Origin of the sequence: Vibrio sp. A1-1, from assembly GCF_021728175.1 — a bacterium.
Taxonomy (GTDB): domain Bacteria; phylum Pseudomonadota; class Gammaproteobacteria; order Enterobacterales; family Vibrionaceae; genus Vibrio; species Vibrio diabolicus.
Genome location: NZ_JAKKCL010000008.1, coordinates 159,013 through 181,203 on the forward strand (window position 1 = coordinate 159,013; position 22,191 = coordinate 181,203).

General features: G+C 45.8%; 20 protein-coding genes. 10 read left to right on the forward strand and 10 right to left on the reverse strand.

The genetic code is table 11. The annotated features are described in order from the left end of the window. Nucleotides 1-2: 2 nt before the first annotated feature. Nucleotides 3-1,259, reverse strand: a complete 1,257-nt coding sequence (locus L3V30_RS13455; RefSeq protein WP_005395942.1) for a methyl-accepting chemotaxis protein — start codon at nt 1,257-1,259, stop codon at nt 3-5. A 105-nt stretch (nt 1,260-1,364) separates the two neighbouring features. Here L3V30_RS13455 and L3V30_RS13460 point away from each other — a divergent pair, with 105 nt between their 5' ends. Beyond that, entirely contained in the window at nt 1,365-2,138 is a 774-nt protein-coding gene (locus tag L3V30_RS13460) for a potassium channel family protein (RefSeq protein WP_237309081.1), read from the forward strand. 40 nt (nt 2,139-2,178) lie between these two features. On the opposite strand, the gene L3V30_RS13465 is transcribed toward L3V30_RS13460, so the two are convergent. Further along, nucleotides 2,179-3,711, reverse strand: coding sequence for an inorganic triphosphatase (locus L3V30_RS13465; protein ID WP_005395946.1), 1,533 nt, complete (start codon nt 3,709-3,711; stop codon nt 2,179-2,181). Nucleotides 3,712-3,923: 212 nt separating this feature from the next. Here L3V30_RS13465 and L3V30_RS13470 point away from each other — a divergent pair, with 212 nt between their 5' ends. From L3V30_RS13470 to L3V30_RS13480, 3 genes are all read left to right on the forward strand, one after another. Continuing rightward, nucleotides 3,924-4,604, forward strand: coding sequence for a TIGR00153 family protein (locus L3V30_RS13470; RefSeq protein ID WP_031780508.1), 681 nt, complete (start codon nt 3,924-3,926; stop codon nt 4,602-4,604). A gap of 131 nt (nt 4,605-4,735) precedes the next feature. Then, nucleotides 4,736-5,995, forward strand: coding sequence for an inorganic phosphate transporter (locus L3V30_RS13475; protein ID WP_005395948.1), 1,260 nt, complete (start codon nt 4,736-4,738; stop codon nt 5,993-5,995). Between the two features lie 178 nt (nt 5,996-6,173). Then, a complete protein-coding gene (locus L3V30_RS13480; protein WP_031780509.1) occupies nt 6,174-6,785 on the forward strand; it encodes a TIGR04211 family SH3 domain-containing protein in 612 nt (203 codons plus the stop codon). A 91-nt stretch (nt 6,786-6,876) separates the two neighbouring features. Here L3V30_RS13480 and ggt read toward each other — a convergent pair whose 3' ends face one another. The 3 genes from ggt to L3V30_RS13495 form a co-directional block, all read right to left on the reverse strand. Continuing rightward, complete coding sequence (gene ggt / locus L3V30_RS13485) at nt 6,877-8,607, reverse strand: gamma-glutamyltransferase (RefSeq protein ID WP_237309082.1); 1,731 nt, start codon at nt 8,605-8,607, stop codon at nt 6,877-6,879. 280 nt (nt 8,608-8,887) lie between these two features. Then, complete coding sequence (locus L3V30_RS13490; protein WP_005395951.1) at nt 8,888-9,571, reverse strand: general secretion pathway protein GspB; 684 nt, start codon at nt 9,569-9,571, stop codon at nt 8,888-8,890. Next, nucleotides 9,571-11,187, reverse strand: coding sequence for an ExeA family protein (locus L3V30_RS13495; protein ID WP_150916238.1), 1,617 nt, complete (start codon nt 11,185-11,187; stop codon nt 9,571-9,573). The genes L3V30_RS13490 and L3V30_RS13495 overlap by 1 nt, the downstream gene beginning before the upstream one ends. 138 nt (nt 11,188-11,325) lie before the next feature. Between L3V30_RS13495 and L3V30_RS13500 the strand changes: the two genes are divergently transcribed. Further along, entirely contained in the window at nt 11,326-12,546 is a 1,221-nt protein-coding gene (locus tag L3V30_RS13500) for a multifunctional CCA addition/repair protein (RefSeq protein WP_237309083.1), read from the forward strand. A gap of 229 nt (nt 12,547-12,775) precedes the next feature. Here the strand turns inward: L3V30_RS13500 and L3V30_RS13505 are convergent, their stop codons facing one another. From L3V30_RS13505 to folB, 3 genes are read right to left on the reverse strand one after another with little or no spacing between them, the layout of a single operon-like run. Next, complete coding sequence (locus L3V30_RS13505; RefSeq protein WP_006743204.1) at nt 12,776-13,579, reverse strand: undecaprenyl-diphosphate phosphatase; 804 nt, start codon at nt 13,577-13,579, stop codon at nt 12,776-12,778. 9 nt (nt 13,580-13,588) lie between these two features. Next, the gene (gene folK, locus L3V30_RS13510) at nt 13,589-14,077 is read right to left on the reverse strand and encodes a 2-amino-4-hydroxy-6-hydroxymethyldihydropteridine diphosphokinase (protein WP_012841141.1); all 489 of its coding nucleotides are present in this window, start codon (nt 14,075-14,077) and stop codon (nt 13,589-13,591) included. After that, on the reverse strand, nt 14,074-14,433 hold the full coding sequence (folB, locus tag L3V30_RS13515) for a bifunctional dihydroneopterin aldolase/7,8-dihydroneopterin epimerase (RefSeq protein WP_005395977.1): 360 nt from the start codon (nt 14,431-14,433) through the stop codon (nt 14,074-14,076). The genes folK and folB overlap by 4 nt, the downstream gene beginning before the upstream one ends. A 250-nt stretch (nt 14,434-14,683) precedes the next feature. Between folB and plsY the strand changes: the two genes are divergently transcribed. Next, complete coding sequence (gene plsY / locus L3V30_RS13520) at nt 14,684-15,295, forward strand: glycerol-3-phosphate 1-O-acyltransferase PlsY (protein ID WP_005379857.1); 612 nt, start codon at nt 14,684-14,686, stop codon at nt 15,293-15,295. A gap of 34 nt (nt 15,296-15,329) precedes the next feature. On the opposite strand, the gene L3V30_RS13525 is transcribed toward plsY, so the two are convergent. After that, nucleotides 15,330-16,145 (reverse strand): alpha/beta fold hydrolase, encoded by an 816-nt coding sequence (locus tag L3V30_RS13525; protein WP_046874009.1) that lies wholly within the window; start codon nt 16,143-16,145, stop codon nt 15,330-15,332. A 175-nt stretch (nt 16,146-16,320) separates the two neighbouring features. Continuing rightward, nucleotides 16,321-17,337, reverse strand: coding sequence for a tRNA (adenosine(37)-N6)-threonylcarbamoyltransferase complex transferase subunit TsaD (tsaD, locus tag L3V30_RS13530; RefSeq protein ID WP_046874179.1), 1,017 nt, complete (start codon nt 17,335-17,337; stop codon nt 16,321-16,323). Between the two features lie 230 nt (nt 17,338-17,567). On the opposite strand from tsaD, the gene rpsU reads away from it, so the two are divergent. The 4 genes from rpsU to rpoD all read left to right on the forward strand — a co-directional run bounded on the left by rpsU (nt 17,568) and on the right by rpoD (nt 22,132). Beyond that, nucleotides 17,568-17,783, forward strand: coding sequence for a 30S ribosomal protein S21 (gene rpsU / locus L3V30_RS13535; protein WP_001145625.1), 216 nt, complete (start codon nt 17,568-17,570; stop codon nt 17,781-17,783). Nucleotides 17,784-17,810: 27 nt separating this feature from the next. After that, nucleotides 17,811-18,254: a GatB/YqeY domain-containing protein gene (locus L3V30_RS13540; RefSeq protein ID WP_005395984.1), complete on the forward strand. Its 444-nt coding sequence runs from the start codon at nt 17,811-17,813 to the stop codon at nt 18,252-18,254. Nucleotides 18,255-18,403: 149 nt separating this feature from the next. After that, complete coding sequence (gene dnaG / locus L3V30_RS13545) at nt 18,404-20,170, forward strand: DNA primase (RefSeq protein ID WP_046874010.1); 1,767 nt, start codon at nt 18,404-18,406, stop codon at nt 20,168-20,170. A 99-nt stretch (nt 20,171-20,269) separates the two neighbouring features. Beyond that, complete coding sequence (gene rpoD, locus L3V30_RS13550; RefSeq protein WP_005395986.1) at nt 20,270-22,132, forward strand: RNA polymerase sigma factor RpoD; 1,863 nt, start codon at nt 20,270-20,272, stop codon at nt 22,130-22,132. Nucleotides 22,133-22,191: the final 59 nt, after the last annotated feature.

A 22,191-nucleotide genomic window follows, 5' to 3' on the forward strand; every position in this document is an offset into this window, starting at 1 on the left:
TATTAAACTTGGAAAGATTTGATCTTCTTGTCTAACTCGCCAGCATTATTTTGCATCATTTCAGAAGTTTCTAGCAGCTCTGTCACAACCACAACCGAGGCTTCTACCAGCTCACGTACATTGGTGAGGTTTTGACTCATCTCTTCTGCAACACTGCTTTGCTGACCAGACGCCGTCGCGATTTGGAAGTTCATGTCATTGATTTGCGTCACTTGCCCAACAATACCATCGAGCTCAGATCCAGCATTAGAAACCAGCTCGTTTCCATCGGCCGCTTCCACTACGCTTTTCTCCATGAGTTCTACAGCAGATTCTGCACTGGTTTGCAGCTGAGCAATCATCTCTTGAATTTCTACCGTCGCTTGTTGTGTACGTTGTGCAAGGTTACGAACTTCATCTGCAACCACCGCAAAACCACGACCCGCCTCGCCAGCTCGCGCCGCTTCAATCGCCGCATTCAGTGCAAGCAGGTTAGTTTGTTCAGAGATACCTTGAATCGTACCCACAACACTACCAATGGATTCAACACGTTCTTCGACCTGGTTAACCGCCTGCGCCGATGAAGCGATGTCCGACGAGAGTTCACTCATTTTCGCCATCGTACTTTGCAAGAACTGTTGACCAGAAATCGCTTGTGCGGAAGCTTGCTCTGTAAGAGAAGACGCCGTCTGGGCATGTTCTGCGACGGTTTGCACCGTCGACGACATTTCACTCATCGCCGTCGCAAGTTGATCAATTTCGTTAAACTCTTCTTGCGCCGATTCCTTCGTTTCCGACATGCTCAGCGTCATCACTTCCGTGAGTGTGGATAACTCATCAGAAGCGTTGATTTGCATTTGAATCACATCGTGCAGTTGGCGACGTGTTTTTTCTAACTCGCGTGCCACGTCTCCGTATTCATCTTTACAATCCATACCAAATGGCACGGAGAGGTTCTTGCTCGCCATCAGTTTGATCGCGTCGCTCAGATACTGTGTTTGACGCAACATCACTCTAGCCGCCGCTAATAAGAGCACGACAAAAACCACTATCAATAAGGCAGTTTGCCAAGCAACTTGCGTTAAGTATGCTTCGTAATGCTGTTGGGCAACTTGCGCGTTTTGTGTCGCCGCTAAAAGTGAATCGTAAAAGGTGTTCGCGTCCCACAGTTGTTTTGCCACTATCAGGACAGTACTGAAGACCATCAACATGACCATTTTAGGAACCAGTCGAATGTCGGATATGACCCTTTCCCATGGCTTAAATGCCAGCTTTTCCATTGTCAGTTCTCCACCGAGTCTTATATAGTCTTTATCTATAATCTTTATATTACTTATAGTTATGTTCGCGTTTAGCGTGGTTACGCGATTTATTTCGAGCTTCGTATGAAAAACAATGATATCAAAGACAGCACACGACCGATGGGCCTGTTGTCACTAATATTGTCTTTTATGGCACTATTTGTGATCTCTGGCTTGTTGTTTTTCCCGATCGATCACGAAACCCGTCAAGTTCTTATCGGTCTGGATTTCATAATCTGTAGTATTTTTCTATTACAGCTCACCATTGATTTGATCCGGTCCACAGATCGGTGGTTATTTCTTAAACGTCATTGGATAGATTTCGTGGCGAGCATCCCATTAATAGAGCCACTGCGCTTTGCTCGTATCTTTCATATTCTTCGAGTGGTATTAGTACTGCGCTCGTCGAAGTTCATTTTGCATCAGCTCAAAGAGAACCGCCGCGAAACCACGGTCGCCTCAATATTACTGTTGATGGTGATCCTCATTACGCTCGGTTCTAGTGCCATGCTGTTTATCGAAGCGAAAAACCCAGAAGCAAATATTCGCACTGGCGCCGATGCTTTGTGGTGGGTATTCGTAACGATCTCAACCGTTGGTTACGGCGATCATTATCCGGTGACCTCAGTAGGAAAGTTTTTAGCCGTCATCATCATTGTTTGTGGTGTGGGGATCTTTGGTATGATTTCGGGTCTTATCACCTCTATTCTTACCGCCCCGACGAAACAACAGACGCACAGCTCAATCAATAAAGAACGTATGCTCGAGCAGCTCCTAAGCCAACAAGCGCAAATACTAGAACGACTCGATTTCATGGAAAAAGAGCTACAACAACGTAAAACAGAGACAAAAAAATAGGACCATGCGGTCCTATTTTTTGTCCTTATCACCAGAACGATCATTCACGCCAATAAGGCTGCACTTCCACACTGATCGCTCGGGTTTGATCCATTGCATGCAAAATTGAACGCTCTTGACGGTGCAACCAGCGTTCTAACTGCTCTTTTTCTGCGTCTTCCAACATATCTACCAACGGAAGTAAGTGGTTCAGCATTAGCAGATCATCAATACCATGCACCAGATCCGCCCATGGCAAACGGAAGCTGTTACGCTCATCCGAGTTATATAGACTCGCGAAACCAATACCGGTATAGAGGTTACGCAGCAAGCGATAGCGCTGATCAACGTACTCTTGCGCCGTCAGGTCGCGCTCTGCTGGGAAAGCTTCCATTAGTTCTGCCCAAGTGCGATCGAGCTGAGTGACTGAAAACGGCATGATATTACTTGCCATTTTTTCGCGCGCTTTTTCATCAAGAAACGGCTGCCAGCCACGCGCTAAGATCCAGCGACTAAGATCCAGCAATAACCCGGTGTAACGCGCGGAATTGAGCAACCCTAGCACTTCTTCACGGCTTGGCAGCTCTTGTAACTGCTGAGTCAACTCAGATACTAAGAACTTACGCGCATCCAACTTACGCAGCACATTGCCTTTGTCATCTAAGAGCTCTTCAAGGTGTGCATGCTCATCCAACCAACTCAGTTCTTCTTCCAACCATTTAAGCTCTTGGCGCAGAATCGCACTCGCGCGACGAGGGACAACACCACCAAAAATGGTCAATGTTTGACGAATAAAACGAATGGCATTGCTGATTTCACGTAGCGCTTCCACATTGTCACGCTCAGCATAAATTTGCTCGTGATAATGCCAGTGAGATAGGGCGTGTTCTAAAGAGTTGATCAAGCAGTATTCAACGGTATCCGTCGGGCTACTGTCCACAAGCGCCAACGATTTTACTTCATCACCTGCATAGCCACTAGCAAGTCGATAGCCTTTCGCCGCTTTACTCAAGTTACCCAAACGCATGCCACCTTGCTCGCAAAAGCTACGTGCTAGTGTAAATAGGGCATCGGTTTGGCCCGATTTAAGTTCCAGTTCAACTTCGCAAATCGGTTCTTGTTTCTCTTCCCCATCTTCACCTTTGGCTACGACCATACCTTGGTCAAACGCCACTTCTATTTGGCTACCATCTGGCATGCCAATCAGCCACTGTTCACGTGTGAAGTTGGTCGAGAATAACGGCATAAGCTCAGATTGCAGCGTTGCTGCGTCTTTACCTGGCGGCCAAATGTCTACAGGATGAAGCGACAGGTTAGGCTCGTCGCTAGTGTGCTCAGCATTGTATTCTGGTCTTTGATGTAAGCCTGCGACGACGCGTCCTGCTGTCTTTACGGTTTGGACGAATACATCATCAAAACGGCGAATTCTTAAACCAATGTCGTGCTTTCTCAGCCATTTATCGGCGGTATCAAAGTAGGTGTTACCCAAGTCACGACAACTATGCTGAAGTACTTTTGTCTCAGAAATTTTTTCTTTTAAAGTTTCTGAAAATTCAGGAGAAACAAAAAACTTCAGTTCTATTTCGGTTTCCATAGCTATACCTTTCAAAGCAGATAGAAACAGGATATTGCGTAATTTCTCGCACGGCAAGAGAGAAATATCGCCGGAATGATGATCTAAAACAGTTTTAATGAGCGATTTAATGCGTTACCATGCGCGCCTTTATAGCCATCGTTCAACATTTCGCCAAGCACTCAGAAATGGTGTATGTTTTTTTAAGGTTATAGTTATTAGGTTGAATGACCATGCCAGTAAATACAATTATGGGGTTATTTGCAAAGTCCCCAATTAAGCCTTTGCAACGCCACGTTGTGTGTGTCAACGAATGTTGTTCACACTTGGTGAAATTCTTTGAAGTATCTTCAAAGGGTGACTGGGAAAAAGCATCTGAAATCCGTGCACAAATTTCTCACCTAGAGAAAGAAGCGGACGTGCTGAAACGTGAAATCCGTCTAAAACTGCCTCGCGGTTTGTTCATGCCAGTAGACCGTACTGACATGCTTGAGCTTCTGACTCAGCAGGACAAACTTGCAAACCTGGCAAAAGACATTGCTGGCCGTGTATATGGTCGTCAACTTGTCATTCCTGAGGCTCTCCAACCAAACTTCCTCGCTTACGTTCAACGTTGTCTTGATGCGGCCGATCAGGCGCAAAAGGTAATCAATGAACTTGATGAATTGCTAGAAACCGGCTTCAAAGGTCGTGAAGTGACTCTCGTCGCTGAAATGATTCATCAATTAGATGTCATCGAAGATGATACCGATGCTATGCAGATTGAACTTCGTCAACAGTTGATGGCGATTGAGTCTGACATGAACCCTATCGATGTCATGTTCTTGTACAAGATTCTTGAATGGGTAGGTGGTATTGCCGACCAAGCGCAGCGCGTAGGTGCTCGTTTGGAAGTCATGCTATCTCGATCTTAAAACATAAAGTTAACGACATAACGAAGAGCATAATGAACACGTGTCATAGGGACGATGACTATTTTCATCGTCTTATGGTTTGGCGCGCGTAAAATTTTGTTCCGCTTGTTATAAAACAACTAGGTATTACGATGGATATCCTTGCGAACTACGGCACTGTCCTGATTATTGTTGCAGCGATTTTTGGTTTCATGATGGCGATTGGTATTGGCGCGAACGACGTTGCTAATGCGATGGGTACATCAGTAGGTTCAAAAGCGCTAACCGTAAAACAAGCTATCATCATTGCGATGATCTTCGAATTTGCAGGTGCTTACCTTGCAGGCGGTGAAGTAACCGACACTATCCGTAAAGGTGTAATCGAAACTTCTTTATTTGCTAGTCAACCTGACGTTCTTGTCTACGGTATGATGTCTGCTCTTTTGGCTGCGGGTACATGGTTACTTCTTGCCTCTTACATGGGCTGGCCAGTATCTACGACTCACTCAATCATCGGTGCAATCATCGGTTTTGCATGCGTATCAGTAGGTACTGAAGCGGTTGACTGGGGCAGCGTTCAAGGCATTGTTGGTAGCTGGATTATTACTCCAGTGATTTCAGGTTTCTTTGCTTACGTTATCTTTGTCAGCGCACAACGTCTGATTTTTGATACTGAGAACCCGTTATTCAACGCCAAACGTTTTGTTCCTGTTTACATGTTCATCACAACAATGGTGATTGCACTTGTAACTATCAAAAAAGGTCTAAAACACGTTGGTCTTCACCTAACCAATGGCGAAGCTTGGATGTGGGCAGCAGCAGTTTCAGCACTCGTGATGGTTGGCGGCTACGTATACATCCAGAAAAAATTCGCTAATCGCGAAGAAGACCGCAGCTTTTCTGGCGTGGAAGGTATCTTCAGCGTTCTGATGGTTATCACCGCTTGTGCAATGGCATTTGCACACGGTTCAAACGACGTTGCAAACGCCATTGGTCCACTGTCTGCTGTAGTATCGACTGTTGAACACATGGGCGAAATCAGCACGAAAAGTACCATCGCTTGGTGGATTCTACCTCTTGGTGGTATTGGTATCGTGGTCGGTCTTGCGACACTGGGTCACAAAGTAATGGCAACCGTTGGTACAGGTATCACTGAACTAACTCCTAGCCGTGGTTTTGCAGCTCAGCTAGCAACCGCTTGTACTGTTGTTCTAGCTTCTGGTACTGGTCTGCCAATCTCAACCACTCAAACATTGGTTGGTGCGGTTCTCGGTGTTGGCTTTGCTCGTGGTATCGCGGCACTAAACCTAGGCGTAGTTCGTAACATCGTGGCATCATGGATCGTTACACTACCAGCAGGTGCACTATTGGCCGTTGTATTCTTCTACGGACTTCAAGCGATGTTCGCTTAAGACACTCGTCAATAGAATGTAAGCGCTTTGTCATTATTGACTCAAACGCACAGAAAGGGAGGCTTTGCCTCCCTTCTTTGTTGCACCGAAGTTTGAAACTGCATACTATTCGTCTATTTCCGGCTCCAATCATTCGGTGCCAACGCTGTCTCCAAGAAAAATCGTTAAGGGATTTACTGTGAAAAAACTAATCATCACGGTTTTGTTTACTTTGCTAGCAGCGCCAGCGGCCCTAGCAGCAGACCGTTATATTTCTGATGACCTCTTCACTTTTATGCACTCAGGTCCAAATAACACCTACCGTATTATTGGTAGTGTTAATGCCGGTTCTAAAGTACAACTGATTAAAACCAACCGAGATACTGGCTATACGCAAGTTCGTGATGACCGCGGTCGTACTGGTTGGGTACAAAGCAAGTTTGTGACAAACCAAGAAAGCATGGCGATTCGCCTTCCTCGCATTGAGAAAGAGCTAGCAGAAGTGAAAGAGCAGCTTGCTAACGCTCGTAAAACTTCTGATGCAGAGAAAGCCGGCCTTGTTACCTCTCTAGAAACGCGTAACCAACAAATTTCCGATCTTGAGAATAAATACTCTGAGATCAGCGACCAGCTTACTTCTGTTGAAACAGAAAACCGCGAGCTGCGCGCTAAACTGGATACACAAAAAGACGACATGCTGCTTAAGTACTTCACTTATGGCGGCGGTGTTGCAGGTTTAGGTTTGCTATTTGGTTTGATTCTTCCGCATGTCATGCCTCGTAGAAAACGTTCACCTGCGGGTTGGGCATAAGTCCTTCGCCCTTTTATCTATAAAAAAGAATGCAAAAGCCAGTCGATATTCGACTGGCTTTTTTGTTTGCTTAGTTTTACGGAAATCTGCATTACTCCCCCATTGAACTAGACGCTCGACGACGATCCGTTGCGCCATAAAGCTTGCCATCTTTTAGCTCAATTGCATTCAAACCACTTACCACTGGAATAACGTGTACTGGGTAGCCAAGCTCCATAAACTCCGGCACCAACATTTCTGCGAAGGTTTTCTTCTCCACTAGCAAGCCTGTTGGGTCATACGGCTTGGTGCGGTCTATCTTGGTACCGTACTGGATGTTTGGTAAGTCAATAGCCTCTTGCGCTGATAAGTTCCAATCCAGCACGCCAACCACAGTTTTGAGTACATACCCCGGGATTTGCGAACTTCCTGGTGAACCGACAACCAAACGCAAGTTATCATCACTGTCCATCACCATTAATGGCGTAATGGCTGAGCGTGGACGCTTACCCGCTTCAATCGAGTTTTGAGTAGGCTTACCGTTAAGCGTTGGTTGAGGTGAAAAGTTTGCCATTTGCGCGTTCAAGATAACGCCATCGACCATCACACCCGAGCCCATACCCGTTCCTACCGTACTAGTCATCGCTATTGCATTTCCATCTCTATCGACGATAGAAATATGCCCTGTATCTTTGCTCTCGAAGCCTTGATATTGCGCATACTGAGTTTGCGTTATCTGTCCTGCTTTTGGATTCTCTTTCGAGGTGCCATTATCAGGGATTAAATCACGTCTCTGGTCCAAATAGGTTTTAGATAACAGTTGTTCAACTGGTGCTTCCACATAATCCGGATCTCCGGCATACGCAATACGATCAGCTTTTGCTAAGCGCATCGCCTCAGTCATTAAACGCCAAGGCTCTACATCAGTTAATGCCATCTGAGATATATCGTACGGCTCCAGCAATTTCAGACTTTGAGCAACCATCACACCGCCAGAGGCCGGGTAACCAAACGAAACGATTTTGTTGCCTCGATAATCGCTTTCAATAATATCGCGAGATTTCACCTGATAGTTTTTAAAGTCCTCTAACGACAATTTCTCATGCTGATCGTTAATACGACGATTCACCGAATCAACAATATGTTGACCAAGTGCACCACCATACAAATAGCGATCGCCTTGCTGAGCTATTTTCTCTAGCGTCTCAGCCATTTTAGGGTTCTTCATTAACGTCCCTGTTGGCTTCACTTCATCATCTTGCCAATACAAGGCTTTAATTTCTGGATCGCGAGCCAAACGCGTTTGCTCTCGCACGACGATATCATAGGTATAGCTATTCATCGCGTACCCATCACGCGCGAGCTTAATCGCAGGTTGAACCAACTCAGACCATGGTAATTTGCCGTATTGCTCATGAGTGGAATAAAGCAAACGTAAGGTGCCCGGTACCGCAACGGAGCGAGGCCCCAAAATTTCATCGCGGCTGAGTGCTTTCCCATTTTCAATAAACATCTCAGGGTGAGCGCTAGACGGCGCTTCATCTCGCCCATCAAGGGCTAAAAACTTCTGCTTGTCATGTTGATAAAACAGCACGAAAGTACCGCCGCCAATTCCCGTCATATCCGGTTCAACCACAGACATCACCATCTGCATCGCGACCATGGCATCAACGGCGTTCCCGCCCTCTTTCAATATTGAATAACCAGTGCTGCTCACGTAAGGGTTGGTCGCACTGACCATAAAATCTTGTCCGTTATTATCTGGTGTTATAGGGAAAGGGGCCGGCTTTGCTGCGTAACTTAACGACGCAACAACACTTAAAGAAAAAATCAGAATACGCATGTGTCTCTGTGTAGACTCCTGTTATTTCATGGGGTCTAACGTGGACCAGGTCGTGATGACGAAGTTCGTCAATATGGCGATTTTTTACACAACGCTGACTGGAGTCATTCTACTAATACATGACTGATATTGATGTAATTTAAACAACTGAGAAAAGCTATATTTAGCTTGTGTGAGTCCCTAAAAATCATCACTCAAATAGATGAAAAAAGACCTTATGAGAAACAAAAAAAGCCAGCGACATAACCTCGCTGGCTTGATGATTTACTATAAAAAACGGCTACCCTTTCCACTCATACAACGCTGGGATACGAATTTGCTCACCTTGGAACTCGACAATCACCGCTTGCGGTTGTATTTCTCTTAATGTGACCTGCCCATCAACAACGTCTCCTTGATGATATTCAACATTGTTAATTTTCACCCAGCGGCGATTTTCATCACTGGCGTACATGTGAGTTTGCAAATTGAGCGCAGGTAAACGCCCTTGCCATTGGTGAGCGTTGCGCTCTAAATCGTTCACGCGCACCGTTTGTGGTGAAGGCGCATCATCTCGGGATAACGCATTTTCGACCTTTCGCGCCAAATCAGGAGATAATGAGGACAAGTCAAGATCATCCAGAGACAAACCTAGGTCCTCTTCAACTACTGAAGTGCCTTGAGTTGATACAGATGTTTCTATCTCGTCTTTGTTTGCTGTATTACTCACGTATTCATCAGATGTTGCAAACGTACCAAAATCACGAGACAGCTCTGCACTTGGCCACTCTCTTGGCAATTGCGCCAACTGAGTAGTTTCAGGGTAGTCCAATGCTTTGAACGGTTGTTCCGCTTCCATCTTAGCCTTAGGGGCGGAAGTACTAGCTTCAGCATGAGGCGTAAGGAGATCTAAATACCAAGCAACTCCGATTGCAGCAACGGTGATCGGCAACAAGAACAAACCAATATGTTTCATGGCTGACATTATGCGTCCTCCTTCTCGATTCTCGCCAGTTGAGGCGCATCTGGCTGCACGTTTTGTTGAAGACGATCTAGCGTCCGCTTACCTGCAATGCCGTCGACCCCAATACCTTGCCAACGTTGGAATAACTCAACTCGCTCTCTCATCGCACCATCAAAAATAGACGTTTCAAGCAGTGGCTCACTTACCGCTTCTGCTAATAGTCGGTCTAATACTTCGATCGCAGGGCCTTCCATGTCTAAACGTAATGTCTCTTTCAACGGCGCTTGCCACAGTTCAATGATATTGCCTTGCCACATCGGCTTTAGCCACGAAATAGGCAGACGCAGACGCTGCTTGCCATTGAGCACTTCGACTTTGTCATTGCCGACGGCGTACAAAATGACATACCCAACATCACCTTGATAATTCAACTCCAAAATCACAGGGCGATTTTGTTGCATCAGCAGCGGCCAGGTCGCCATTTTACGCTCACAACGCATGGTCGATTGGGGCTCTGATAAACAAAGATTGTCGCGAACCGATGCTTGATAACCCCACAAACGATACAAATCATTCACGGCGAGATTCGACTGTTTTTGTGCTAACAATAAGTCACGCTGATCATCTGTCAATTGTTGGTTAACGACTATTGGCGTTGGCTCCTCTCTTGGTGCGGTCACTTGCGCCAACACTGACGTTGCTTGAGCTGGCATATAATTAACGACCGCCCACCCCGTACCCAATGCAGCAATAAGACCCACCGTGACTGAGCCCCAAGCAGGCCAACGGAAAGTACGGCGCTCTTTTTTATCTTGCTGATAAATATCTGCCTGAAACTGCATCACCTCTTCACAGGCCTGCTGAACAGTTTGCTTATCCACCACCACATTACCTTGGTGATAACTGATGTTGAGAGATTTATCACAGATAAGATTAATCAAGCGCGGGATGCCGTGACTGTATTTGGCAATGAGTTTACAAGAAGCACGATTAAACAGTTGCTGGTCACCACCTGCCGTATGTAATCGAAACGCGATGTAATCTTCTGTCTCTTTTTCATCCAACGGCAACAAGTGATAACGCCCAGTAATGCGCTGAGCGAGCTGGCGTAGTTGCGTCGTTTGTAATAACCGCTGTAATTCAGGCTGTCCGACCAACAACACTTTGAGCAGTTTTCTGGTATCGGTTTCCAAGTTGGTCAACAAACGTAGCTGCTCTAAAACGTCGGCAGCAAGGTGTTGAGCCTCATCAATGACCAGCAATGTCTGCCAGCCTGAACGATAATTACGCAGCAAGTATTTGTGAATCACTTGGTTTAGCTGTTTGAGGTTTGCATCTGGCGGGTAAGTAATTTTGAATTCATCGCAAATAGCTTCGAGCAAGTCTCGACTCGAAAACGTGGGATTTAGGATCAGACCCGCTTTGGTGTTATCACCTAAATTCGCCAGCATCGCTTTTGCGACGGTCGTTTTGCCTGTACCCACTTCGCCAGTAAGCATAGCAAAACCACCGCCATCGCCTAGCCCGGCTTGGAGATGTGTGATTGCCTCTTTGTGACGTTGGCTTAAATACAAATAACGCGAGTTTGGAACAATCGAAAATGGTTGTTCTACAAACCCAAAAAAGTCCTTATACATTAGGCTCTCCAGCTAAAAAACCACCAGGGAATAGTCAGATATAATATAAACATAGCTGCATCTACTCTCGGGAGTAAAGAAAAGTACCATTGCTTGCTACAATGTCCAACGGCATATCAATAAATTAAGAGGTAATTCGTGCAAGTTTATTTAGTAGGTGGCGCAGTTAGAGATAAATTGCTCGGAATTGATAGTTATGACAACGACTGGGTGGTCGTAGGTGCGACTCCCGAGATGATGCTGTCCCAAGGGTACACCGCCGTTGGTAAAGACTTTCCTGTATTTTTGCACCCAAAAAGTAAAGAAGAACATGCACTTGCACGAACAGAGAGAAAATCAGGCTCTGGTTACACTGGCTTTGAGTGTTTCTTTGATCAAAGTGTCACCTTAGAAGAGGATTTAATTCGTCGTGATTTAACCATTAATGCAATGGCAATGGATGATGCAGGTAAGCTCCATGATCCTTACGGCGGCCAGAAAGATCTCAACGATAAACTGCTACGCCATGTCTCAGACGCCTTTATTGAAGACCCTCTACGCGTTTTACGTGTCGCTCGCTTCGCTGCCAAGCTTGCTGATCTAAACTTTACGGTTGCCGACGAAACCATGCAGTTAATGCGCCACATGGCAGAATCTGGAGAGCTGAGCACACTGACTCCCGAGCGTGTTTGGCAAGAATGGCATAAGTCCCTCTCCACCCCTCGCCCTGATATCTTCTTATCGGTTCTAAGAGATTGTGGTGCATTGGCCGTTGTTTTACCTGAAATTGATGCTCTATTTGGCGTGCCTCAACCAGCAAAATGGCATCCAGAAATCGATACAGGCATCCATACTTTGATGGTGGCAGAGCAAGCCGCAAGATTGAGTGACTCACTCCCCGTCAGATTTGCCGCTCAAGTGCATGACTTGGGCAAAGGGGTGACGCCAGAGAGCGAATGGCCAAGCCACAGAATGCATTGTCATACAGGATTAAAACTGATCAAAAAACTGTGCGAGCGTGTCCGTGTACCGAATGAGTTTCGTGATTTAGCCTTGATGGTGTGCGAACAGCACTCCAATATCCATCGTGCGGCCGAGTTAAAGCCGCAAACCATCATAAAAATACTCAACAAATTCGATGTGTGGCGCAAAGCTGAGCGCTTAGAAGATATTTTAATATGCTGTCAGGCTGACCATGCAGGTCGAAAAGGGTTAGAAGAGAAGCCTTATCCTCAAGCTGAGATTTTTACCCACGCTTATCAAGCCGCAGCCGCCGTAGATGTTCAGAGCATCATTAAGGATGGATTTAAAGGCCCGGCAATACGTGATGAACAAGAAAAGAGACGGATTGAAGCGGTAAGAGTCGCTTTGAATAAATGATCTGAGCTCAGCTTAATTAACCGAATTGTATTCATGCCAGGTCATTCCAGCGAGCCTTAGCGAGACTAGGAATCTAACATCAGCACGCAGGGAAGTTTTAGAAATGGCCAACGCCATAAGAAACTAAGAGGAGAAGATTCTGAACCTCGCTCCTTCGTCGCTGTTCAGAATGACGTTGTGGTTTAGGTATGCAGCTTGCGGTTAAGCAAGCTGCCAATCCGTCGCGTTATCATGCGCTAAGCAAGAACGCAAACAAGCCGAAACCTAGAATCAGACGGTAAATCACAAACGGTGTCATGCCCATGCGTGAAATCATCTTTAAGAAGAAGTGGATACAGATGTACGCACTGATAAACGATGTGATGATACCAGTCAGCAAGAAACCAATATGGACAGGTTCACCACTGGTCACTAGCTTCATGCCTAAGTAGCTACCTGCTAATGTAATGATCGGGATCGACATTAAAAATGAAAAGCGCGCAGCCGCTTCTCGAGTAAAGCCAAGGTAAAGTGCAGCCGTAATGGTCGCCCCTGAACGCGACGTTCCAGGAATCATCGCTAAGGCTTGGGCAATACCGATAAACACGGCTTTCTTCCAACCCGTTTGGTATTCATCCGCAACCAACTTAGCGTTTTTGTCTACCCACCAAAGCAACAAACCAAATACGATCGTTGTGGTCGCGATGACATAAGCGCTACGTAGATACACTTCAATGATGTCTTTCATCAACAAGCCAAACACACAAGCTGGAATCGTGGCGATCACGATCATCCAAGCAAGTTTTGCTTCTTTACTCCGATCTCCTTTAAAGATCGAAGCAAATAATGCCTGGAACAGAGTGATCACTTCATGGCGAAAATAGATCACTACCGCCATTAATGTACCGACGTGAACAGCAACATCAAAGGCTAGACCTTGGTCTTCCCATCCCAAAATGGCGGAGGGCAGGATCAAATGGGCAGAGCTCGAAATAGGCAAAAACTCTGTCAGACCCTGAATCAGAGCCAGAATAAAGGCTTCAAAATAACTCATGTAAACAACTCAAATTAAAAATGAAAAAGAAACAGGTTTGAGTGAATCGACTGGCTGCATTGCATGCCAAATATCTGCGACTGTGCGTCCATCGCCTGGGATCACTAATTGAGGTTCGAGATCATACAGAGGCTTTGTGACAAAAGGATATTTGTAGATATCACTGCGAGGTAGCTCAGGTTTTTTCTTGGAGACACATTCACCGAACAACACTATATCGAGATCCAGTGTTCGATCCTGATACTTTTGCGCATTTTCTTCGCGTCCCCACTTAAATTCAATCTCACGTAGCTGATGACTCAACTCTTCTAATGACAACTCGGTACGCATTGCAACGACAAAGTTGTAGAAGTTCTGGCTGCTAAAGCCAATAGGTTCACATTCATATACCGGCGATACGAGGAGACTTTCTCCAAGCTGTAGCAGCTCCTGATACGCAGCGAGCGCATGTTGTTCTCTTTCTACATTCGTACCAACACCGATATAGGTGGTGATCATGCTTGACCTCGCTCAATCACGACACCAACAGCGCGTGCTTGTGGCACTGCACCAGGTTTTGCTAAACGGATTTTCACCCAAGGCACAGAGAAACGCTGCATGATAAGCTCTGCCACTTCTTCGGCTACGCGCTCAACCAACAGAAAACGACCATTTTCAATATGGCTCAGTACCGCCTCACTCACTTGCGAGTAATCCAACGCATCTTGCACATCATCACTTTTACCCGCAGGCTTATTGTCGTGCGCCATTTCGATATCCAGAACCAACTTTTGTTTAATTTGTTGTTCCCAGTCGTACACGCCAATCGTGGTGATTACTTCTAATTGTTCAATAAAAACTTTATCCAGAGCCATCTTATGTCCTTCTATTACAGAGGTCGGATACCCGTGAGGGGTAATTTGATCGTAGTATTCTATACCTAAGTAACATTTACTTGGGTCATCACAATGTTACTTAGGTATAAACTGCGAAAGCATCTTTATATACAAGAAATCACATAATGCAAGCTCTATCACAGTGAGGATTTCTGCATTATGTGAATTCGAGGTATGATAGCAACTACGCGGGAACCGAGCATTAAATTCCAATCCATCAAGGACTTCTATGGACGCACTGGCACTGATAATGACAATGGCCGCCTATTTACTGGGTTCGGTTTCCAGTGCGGTTTTGATCTGTCGACTCTTAAAACTGCCAGATCCACGCAGTGTAGGCTCCAACAACCCTGGAGCAACGAACGTATTGCGTATTGGCGGACGAGGAGCCGCTGTTTCAGTCTTGTTGTGCGATATGCTCAAAGGCACCATCCCCGTATGGGGCGGATACTTTCTTGGTATCGACCCTATCATTCTTGGCGTCATCGCCATTGCTGCCTGTCTTGGCCACATGTACCCCATCTTTTTCCACTTTAAAGGCGGAAAAGGTGTCGCAACCGCGCTTGGCGCTATCGCTCCGATTGGTTTGGACTTAACAGGATTAGTGATGTTAACTTGGCTGTCAGTCGCCGCGCTATTCCGCTATTCATCCTTAGCGGCTCTCGTCACGGTTTTGGTCACTCCGTTTTATACCTGGATGTTTAAACCGCAATACACGTTACCTGTTGCTATGCTGTGTTGCTTAATCGTATTTAAGCATCATCAAAATATTCGGCGGCTTTTGTCTGGCGACGAGCCAAAAATCGGCGAGAAGAAACTGACACAAAAAAACTCGGCTTAATGCCGAGTTTTTCGTTTAAAGAGGGATGCATTGGTTATGCATGAACTCGATTCAGGAAGTTCAACAACATTTGGTTGACGAACTCCGGCTGTTCTAAACAACTGATGTGTCCCGCTTGCGGAATTTCTACCAACTCACTGCCCGTGATACAGTCTTTCATTAAATACGATTCGAAAACCGGGCGAGGCTTATCTTCACAGCCCACCGCAATTAACGTCGGCAGAGCGAATTTTTCCGAATCTTCAATCACATCACGGCGACCAAACACCATGCGACCAATGCGAGCCACTTCAACCGCACGCTCACCACTCAGGCTTTCTAAACTGCGTTTGAATGCAGCGACCAACTCAGGATTCACCTGCTCAGCGTTATCAGCAAAAAACAATGGCACGACAGCTTCAATAATTGGCGCAGGCACCGCTTGGACTTGGCTGATAGTATCAAGCATTGAAAAATACTTCTTATATGTAACTTCTGGCTCCCAACCAATGAAGGTATCCATCAATACCAGTGATTTCACACGTTGCGGTGCTTGAGCCGTCAGTTCCGCTCCCCACATGCCGCCAACAGATAAGCCCACCACAGAAAACTCTTCAATATCCAAATGATCCATCAACGCCAACATATGTTGTGCATAATCAACTAATGACTCTGTCGATGCAGGGGCCGCTTCTGACTCACCATGTGCCCACAAATCTGGCACAATACAACGATATGACTGGCTTAAAACTTCAATTTGTGGCGCCCACATTTGGCTATCCCACAAATAACTGTGACCAAACAGTAATACTGGACCATCACCTTTATCAAGGTAAGCAAGTTGCTGACCTTCAATTTCAAACTTATTCATTGTTATATCCATTTCTTATTCTTCCGCACTATCCTATCACTGAAACGATACCAAACTGCTCGCATCAGTCAGAATGTAAACGAAGCTTTTCATTGAATAGCTAAAAATAAAGGCCTCTGATGAACAGAGACCTTTATCGTAGTGAATCTATTTCAAACCTACCGCATAAGTTTGATTAAGCGACTGGCGTCAGTTGGTCAATCGGCCAACGTGGGCGAGCCTCTACCGACATATCGGCCACTTCGCCATTCTTCAAACGCTGCATACCAGCGTAAGCGATCATCGCACCATTATCCGTACAGAACTCAGTTCGTGGGTAGTAAACCTCACCGCCAACTTTCTTCGCTAGCTTCTCTAACTCTGCACGTAAACGACGGTTAGCACTCACACCACCAGCAATAACAATACGCTTCATACCTGTTTGCTCAAGCGCGCGTTTACATTTAATCGCCAATGTTGCACACACGGCTTCTTCAAATGCCAGAGCGATGTCTGCGCGAGTTTGCTCGTCATCGCCATTCGCAGCAATCGTATTTGCTGTAAAGGTTTTCAGGCCAGAGAAACTCATATCCAAGCCAGGGCGATCAGTCATTGGGCGCGGGAACTTAAAACGACCCGGCGTGCCTTTTTCTGCCAGTTTAGACAACAGCGGGCCGCCTGGGTAATCCAAACCCATTAGCTTCGCTGTTTTATCAAACGCTTCGCCCGCCGCATCATCAATTGACTCACCCAAAATTTTGTACTCACCGATGCCTCTCACTTCGACCATCATCGAGTGACCACCCGACACCAACACTGCCACAAACGGGAATGGCGGTGGGTTATCTTCTAGCATTGGAGCCAACAGGTGACCTTCCATATGATGAACAGGTACCGCTGGCACTCCCCAAGCGTAAGCAATACTGCGACCAATGGTTGCGCCAACCAATAACGCCCCAACCAAACCTGGGCCAGCGGTGTACGCCACACCATCAATGTCTTTTGAAGTGAGGTTCGCTTCTTTTAACGCCTCTTTGATAAGAGGAATGGTTTTCTTCACATGGTCGCGTGAAGCCAACTCAGGCACCACACCACCGTAATCTGCGTGCAGTTTTACTTGGCTGTAAAGCTTGTGTGACAGCAGACCTTTTTCATCATCATAAATCGCGATGCCAGTCTCGTCACAAGAGGTTTCAATACCGATAATGCGCATGGTTTTCTCAGTATGCTTTCTATATAGAGGAAATTTGGGCGTCATATTACCTCGCCTTGGTGCTGCAAACAAATTTTGTACAGACAATAATCGACAAAAGGCTTTACAAAGTAGTTGTGATCGGATTAAAATTCCGCACCATTTTTGATCAAGCTGGTAAGAGACCAAACAATTGTGATTTGGTCTGTTGAATGCCAGCGTTAACGAATAACCCCTGAGGTGAAAGGCATATGCCAGTAGTTAAAGTACGTGAAAACGAACCGTTCGACGTTGCTCTACGTCGTTTCAAGCGCTCTTGCGAAAAAGCAGGTATCCTTTCTGAAGTGCGTCGTCGTGAGCACTACGAAAAACCAACTACAGTTCGCAAACGCGCTAAAGCAGCAGCTCAAAAGCGTCACGCTAAGAAGCTAGCTCGCGAAAACGCTCGTCGCGTTCGCCTGTACTAATAACTGAGCTCCAAAAGGAATTTAGTTATGGCTCTGATTGATCAACTCAAAGAAGAGCAAAAATTAGCGATGAAAGCCAAGGACAAATTGCGCCTTGGTACTATTCGTTTAGCCCTATCAGCAATCAAGCAACGTGAAGTTGACGAGCAGATCACTCTGAACGATGACGACATTCTTGCAGTATTGACCAAAATGGTTAAACAACGTCGCGACTCTGTAGCGCAGTATGAAGCAGCGGGTCGTCAAGATCTTGCTGATGCGGAACAAGCAGAAATTACCGTTCTTGAGGACTTTATGCCTCAACCACTGACAGACGAAGAAGTAGCGGCTCTTATCGAGAACGCGATTGCTGAATCTGGCGCAGCTGGCATGCAAGACATGGGCAAAGTAATGGGCGTTCTGAAACCGCAAATTCAAGGGCGCGCAGATATGGGTAAAGTAAGCGGTTTAGTTCGCGCTAAACTGGCTTAAGATACCCCACCCAATTGCAGCAAGCCGTGCTATCCTTTGGAACGCACGGCTTGTTTGTATCTGGATGAATGGAATGAAATAAGTGAGCAACACGCTTATTCTTTTAAAGCATTCACTCCACTCATCATCTTCTTTTTTTGTTAGGTTTTATGGCTGGACACATCCCTCGCAGTTTTATCGATGACCTTCTAGCTCGACTTGATATTGTCGATATCATCGACGCACGTGTGAAACTTAAGAAAAAAGGCAAAAACTACGGCGCATGCTGCCCGTTCCACAACGAAAAGACGCCGTCATTCAGCGTCAGTCAAGAAAAGCAGTTCTACCATTGTTTTGGTTGTGGTGCGCACGGAAATGCCATCGACTTTTTGATGGAATTCGACCGGCTAGAATTCGTCGAAGCCATTGAAGAACTCGCTTCATACTTGGGCTTAGATGTTCCTCGCGAACAACGTAGTGGCGGTAATGGTTCGTTCCAGTCAGGCCCACAAGCAAGCAGCAGTGAAAAACGTAATCTATACGACTTAATGGGCAGCATTGCTCAATTTTATCGTAACCAACTCAAGCAGCCAGCAAGTAAAGTGGCGATTGAGTATCTAAAAGATCGCGGCCTGTCTGGTGAAATCGTCCAGAAGTTTGGCATCGGCTATGTGGCTGATGAATGGGATTTAGTTCGTAAGAACTTTGGCCAGAATAAAGAAAACCAAGACATGCTCGTCACAGGCGGCATGTTGATTGAAAACGATAAAGGCAACCGCTACGACCGATTCCGTGGTCGAGTGATGTTTCCTATTCGAGACAGACGCGGCCGAGTAATAGGCTTTGGTGGTCGAGTATTAGGTGATGGGACACCGAAATATCTCAACTCACCCGAAACCCCGATATTTCATAAAGGTAAAGAATTGTATGGCCTCTATGAAGTACTACAAGCGTACCGTGAGCCACCACAAATTTTAGTGGTTGAAGGCTATATGGATGTTGTCGCGCTTGCTCAATATGGCGTAGATTATTCCGTTGCCTCATTGGGTACCTCTACAACGGGCGATCACTTGCAAGTATTATTCAGGCAAACAAGCACTGTCGTATGTTGTTACGACGGTGACCGCGCAGGTCGTGAAGCCGCGTGGCGTGCCATGGAAAATGCATTGCCTTACCTAACTGATGGTCGCCAGTTAAAATTCATGTTTTTGCCGGATGGAGAAGATCCCGACTCTTATATCCGACAAAACGGAAAACAAGCATTTGAACAACAAGTGTCTAATGCGATGCCCTTGTCTGAATTCATGTTCAGCTCATTGACTCAGCAAGTCGATATGAGCACGAAAGAAGGCATGGCAAAACTGAGTACCCTTGCTGTTCCTCTCATCGACAAAGTCCCTGGCGGCACTTTAAGACTATACTTGAGAGAACTGCTTGGCCGCCGTTTGGGTTTGGTTGATGAACGCCAACTACAGCAGCTAATTTCAAAACAAGGTAAAGAGGATAAAAGGCCTCAACCTCATAAAGAAATCAAGCGAACGCCGATGCGAGAAGTGATCGCGTTACTGATTCAAAACCCACAATACGTAAGTATGGTGCCAGATCTAACTAGCGTTAGAGATTTACCCATTCCTGGTCTAAGTTTATTTGTTGATGTACTTGATAAATGCCAAGCGCATCCCCATATCAACACAGGCCAATTATTAGAGCATTGGCGAAACAGCCAAAATGAGACTCTTCTGTCTCGTCTCGCGAGTTGGGGCATTCCACTCGATGAGGACAACCAAGAAGAAATATTTTTAGACTCACTGGATAAAATTATTGCCCAGTGCGTAGAAAAACAAATTGAAAACCTGCAGGCCAAAGCAAGAAGTGTCGGTTTATCAGCCGAAGAGAAAAGGGAGCTGCTAGCACTTATGCTAGATTTAAAAGCGTAACCCTGTTTAATTAGTCAGCAACGATTTAATTTGTTATAGTAAGTGGTTTGCATTTCGCATACTGATTCCTTCACCAGATTACGAAGTTGGATACCGTCTATGGATCACAATCCGCAGTCACAGCTAAAGTCACTTGTTATTAAAGGCAAGGAACAAGGCTATCTGACCTACGCCGAAGTAAATGACCACCTACCTGCTGAAATCGTAGATTCAGAACAGGTAGAAGACATCATTCAGATGATCAACGACATGGGCATTAAGGTAGTAGAAACTGCTCCTGATGCTGATGATTTAGCACTGAACGATGACACAAATATTACCGATGAAGATGCAGCCGAAGCTGCAGCCGCTGCACTGTCTAGCGTAGAGAGTGAGATTGGTCGTACCACAGACCCAGTACGTATGTACATGCGTGAAATGGGTACTGTCGAACTTCTAACTCGCGAAGGCGAAATCGACATCGCAAAACGTATTGAAGAAGGTATTAACCAAGTTCAATCGTCTGTTGCTGAATACCCAGGTACGATTCCGTACATTCTTGAGCAATTTGACAAAGTTCAAGCTGAAGAACTACGTCTTACTGACCTTATTTCAGGTTTTGTAGACCCAGATGCTGACGACACCGCTGCACCAACGGCAACACACATCGGTTCTGAACTGACTGAATCTCAGTTAGAAGAAGAAGACGATGAAGACGTTGATGACGACGAAGATAGCGATGACGATTCAGATGATTCTGAAGAAGATGTAGGTATCGATCCAGAGTTAGCGCTAGAGAAATTCAACCAACTACGCAGCACCTATCAAAATCTTCAATTAGCAATCAACGAGTACGGCTATAACAGCCCGAAAGCAACCGTTGCTAATGAAATGATGCTAGACGTATTCCGCGAATTTCGTCTAACGCCTAAACAGTTTGATCACCTAGTGAATGAACTGCGTACCGCTATGGATCGCGTTCGTACTCAAGAACGCCTGATCATGAAGTCTGTGGTTGAATACGGCAAAATGCCGAAGAAATCATTCATCGCGCTGTTCACTGGTAATGAATCAAGCGAAGCTTGGTTGGATGAAGTTCTTGCTTCAGACAAGCCATACGCTGAAAAGATCAAACGTAACGAAGAAGAAATCCGTCGTTCAATCGCTAAGCTAAAAATGATTGAAGAAGAGACTTCTCTAAACGTACAGAACATTAAAGACATCAGCCGTCGTATGTCTATCGGTGAAGCAAAAGCTCGCCGTGCGAAAAAAGAGATGGTTGAAGCGAACTTGCGTCTTGTAATTTCTATCGCGAAGAAATACACCAACCGTGGCCTACAGTTCTTGGATCTTATCCAGGAAGGTAACATCGGTCTGATGAAAGCGGTAGATAAGTTCGAATACCGTCGTGGTTACAAGTTCTCGACTTACGCAACGTGGTGGATCCGTCAGGCAATCACTCGTTCAATCGCGGACCAAGCACGTACGATTCGTATCCCGGTACACATGATCGAAACGATCAACAAGCTAAACCGTATCTCTCGTCAAATGCTGCAAGAGATGGGTCGTGAGCCACTACCGGAAGAACTGGCTGAGCGCATGCAGATGCCAGAAGACAAGATTCGCAAAGTTCTGAAAATCGCTAAAGAGCCTATCTCAATGGAGACACCAATCGGTGACGACGAAGATTCGCATCTAGGTGATTTTATCGAAGATACAACGCTAGAACTTCCGCTAGATTCTGCAACTGCAACTAGCCTTAAAGTGGCGACAAAAGACGTGCTTGCAGGTCTAACGCCACGTGAAGCGAAAGTACTTCGTATGCGCTTTGGTATTGACATGAACACTGACCATACTCTAGAAGAAGTTGGTAAGCAGTTCGACGTTACTCGTGAGCGTATCCGTCAGATCGAAGCAAAAGCACTACGTAAACTTCGTCACCCAAGCCGCTCAGAGACTCTGCGCAGCTTCCTAGACGAATAAACGCAGCGCATATAAGCTTTAGAAATCAAAAAAAGGTGACTTTAGGTCACCTTTTTTAT

Coding starts and splice junctions, on each gene's coding strand:
- L3V30_RS13455 (WP_005395942.1), bottom strand. CDS start 1,259: ATGGAAAAGCTGGCATTTAAGCCATGGGAAAGGGTCATATCCGACATT.
- L3V30_RS13460 (WP_237309081.1), top strand. CDS start 1,365: ATGAAAAACAATGATATCAAAGACAGCACACGACCGATGGGCCTGTTG.
- L3V30_RS13465 (WP_005395946.1), bottom strand. CDS start 3,711: ATGGAAACCGAAATAGAACTGAAGTTTTTTGTTTCTCCTGAATTTTCA.
- L3V30_RS13470 (WP_031780508.1), top strand. CDS start 3,924: ATGCCAGTAAATACAATTATGGGGTTATTTGCAAAGTCCCCAATTAAG.
- L3V30_RS13475 (WP_005395948.1), top strand. CDS start 4,736: ATGGATATCCTTGCGAACTACGGCACTGTCCTGATTATTGTTGCAGCG.
- ggt (WP_237309082.1), bottom strand. CDS start 8,607: ATGCGTATTCTGATTTTTTCTTTAAGTGTTGTTGCGTCGTTAAGTTAC.
- L3V30_RS13490 (WP_005395951.1), bottom strand. CDS start 9,571: ATGTCAGCCATGAAACATATTGGTTTGTTCTTGTTGCCGATCACCGTT.
- L3V30_RS13495 (WP_150916238.1), bottom strand. CDS start 11,187: ATGTATAAGGACTTTTTTGGGTTTGTAGAACAACCATTTTCGATTGTT.
- L3V30_RS13505 (WP_006743204.1), bottom strand. CDS start 13,579: ATGAGTTATTTTGAAGCCTTTATTCTGGCTCTGATTCAGGGTCTGACA.
- folK (WP_012841141.1), bottom strand. CDS start 14,077: ATGATCACCACCTATATCGGTGTTGGTACGAATGTAGAAAGAGAACAA.
- folB (WP_005395977.1), bottom strand. CDS start 14,433: ATGGCTCTGGATAAAGTTTTTATTGAACAATTAGAAGTAATCACCACG.
- plsY (WP_005379857.1), top strand. CDS start 14,684: ATGGACGCACTGGCACTGATAATGACAATGGCCGCCTATTTACTGGGT.
- L3V30_RS13525 (WP_046874009.1), bottom strand. CDS start 16,145: ATGAATAAGTTTGAAATTGAAGGTCAGCAACTTGCTTACCTTGATAAA.
- tsaD (WP_046874179.1), bottom strand. CDS start 17,337: ATGCGCATTATCGGTATTGAAACCTCTTGTGACGAGACTGGCATCGCG.
- rpsU (WP_001145625.1), top strand. CDS start 17,568: ATGCCAGTAGTTAAAGTACGTGAAAACGAACCGTTCGACGTTGCTCTA.
- L3V30_RS13540 (WP_005395984.1), top strand. CDS start 17,811: ATGGCTCTGATTGATCAACTCAAAGAAGAGCAAAAATTAGCGATGAAA.
- dnaG (WP_046874010.1), top strand. CDS start 18,404: ATGGCTGGACACATCCCTCGCAGTTTTATCGATGACCTTCTAGCTCGA.
- rpoD (WP_005395986.1), top strand. CDS start 20,270: ATGGATCACAATCCGCAGTCACAGCTAAAGTCACTTGTTATTAAAGGC.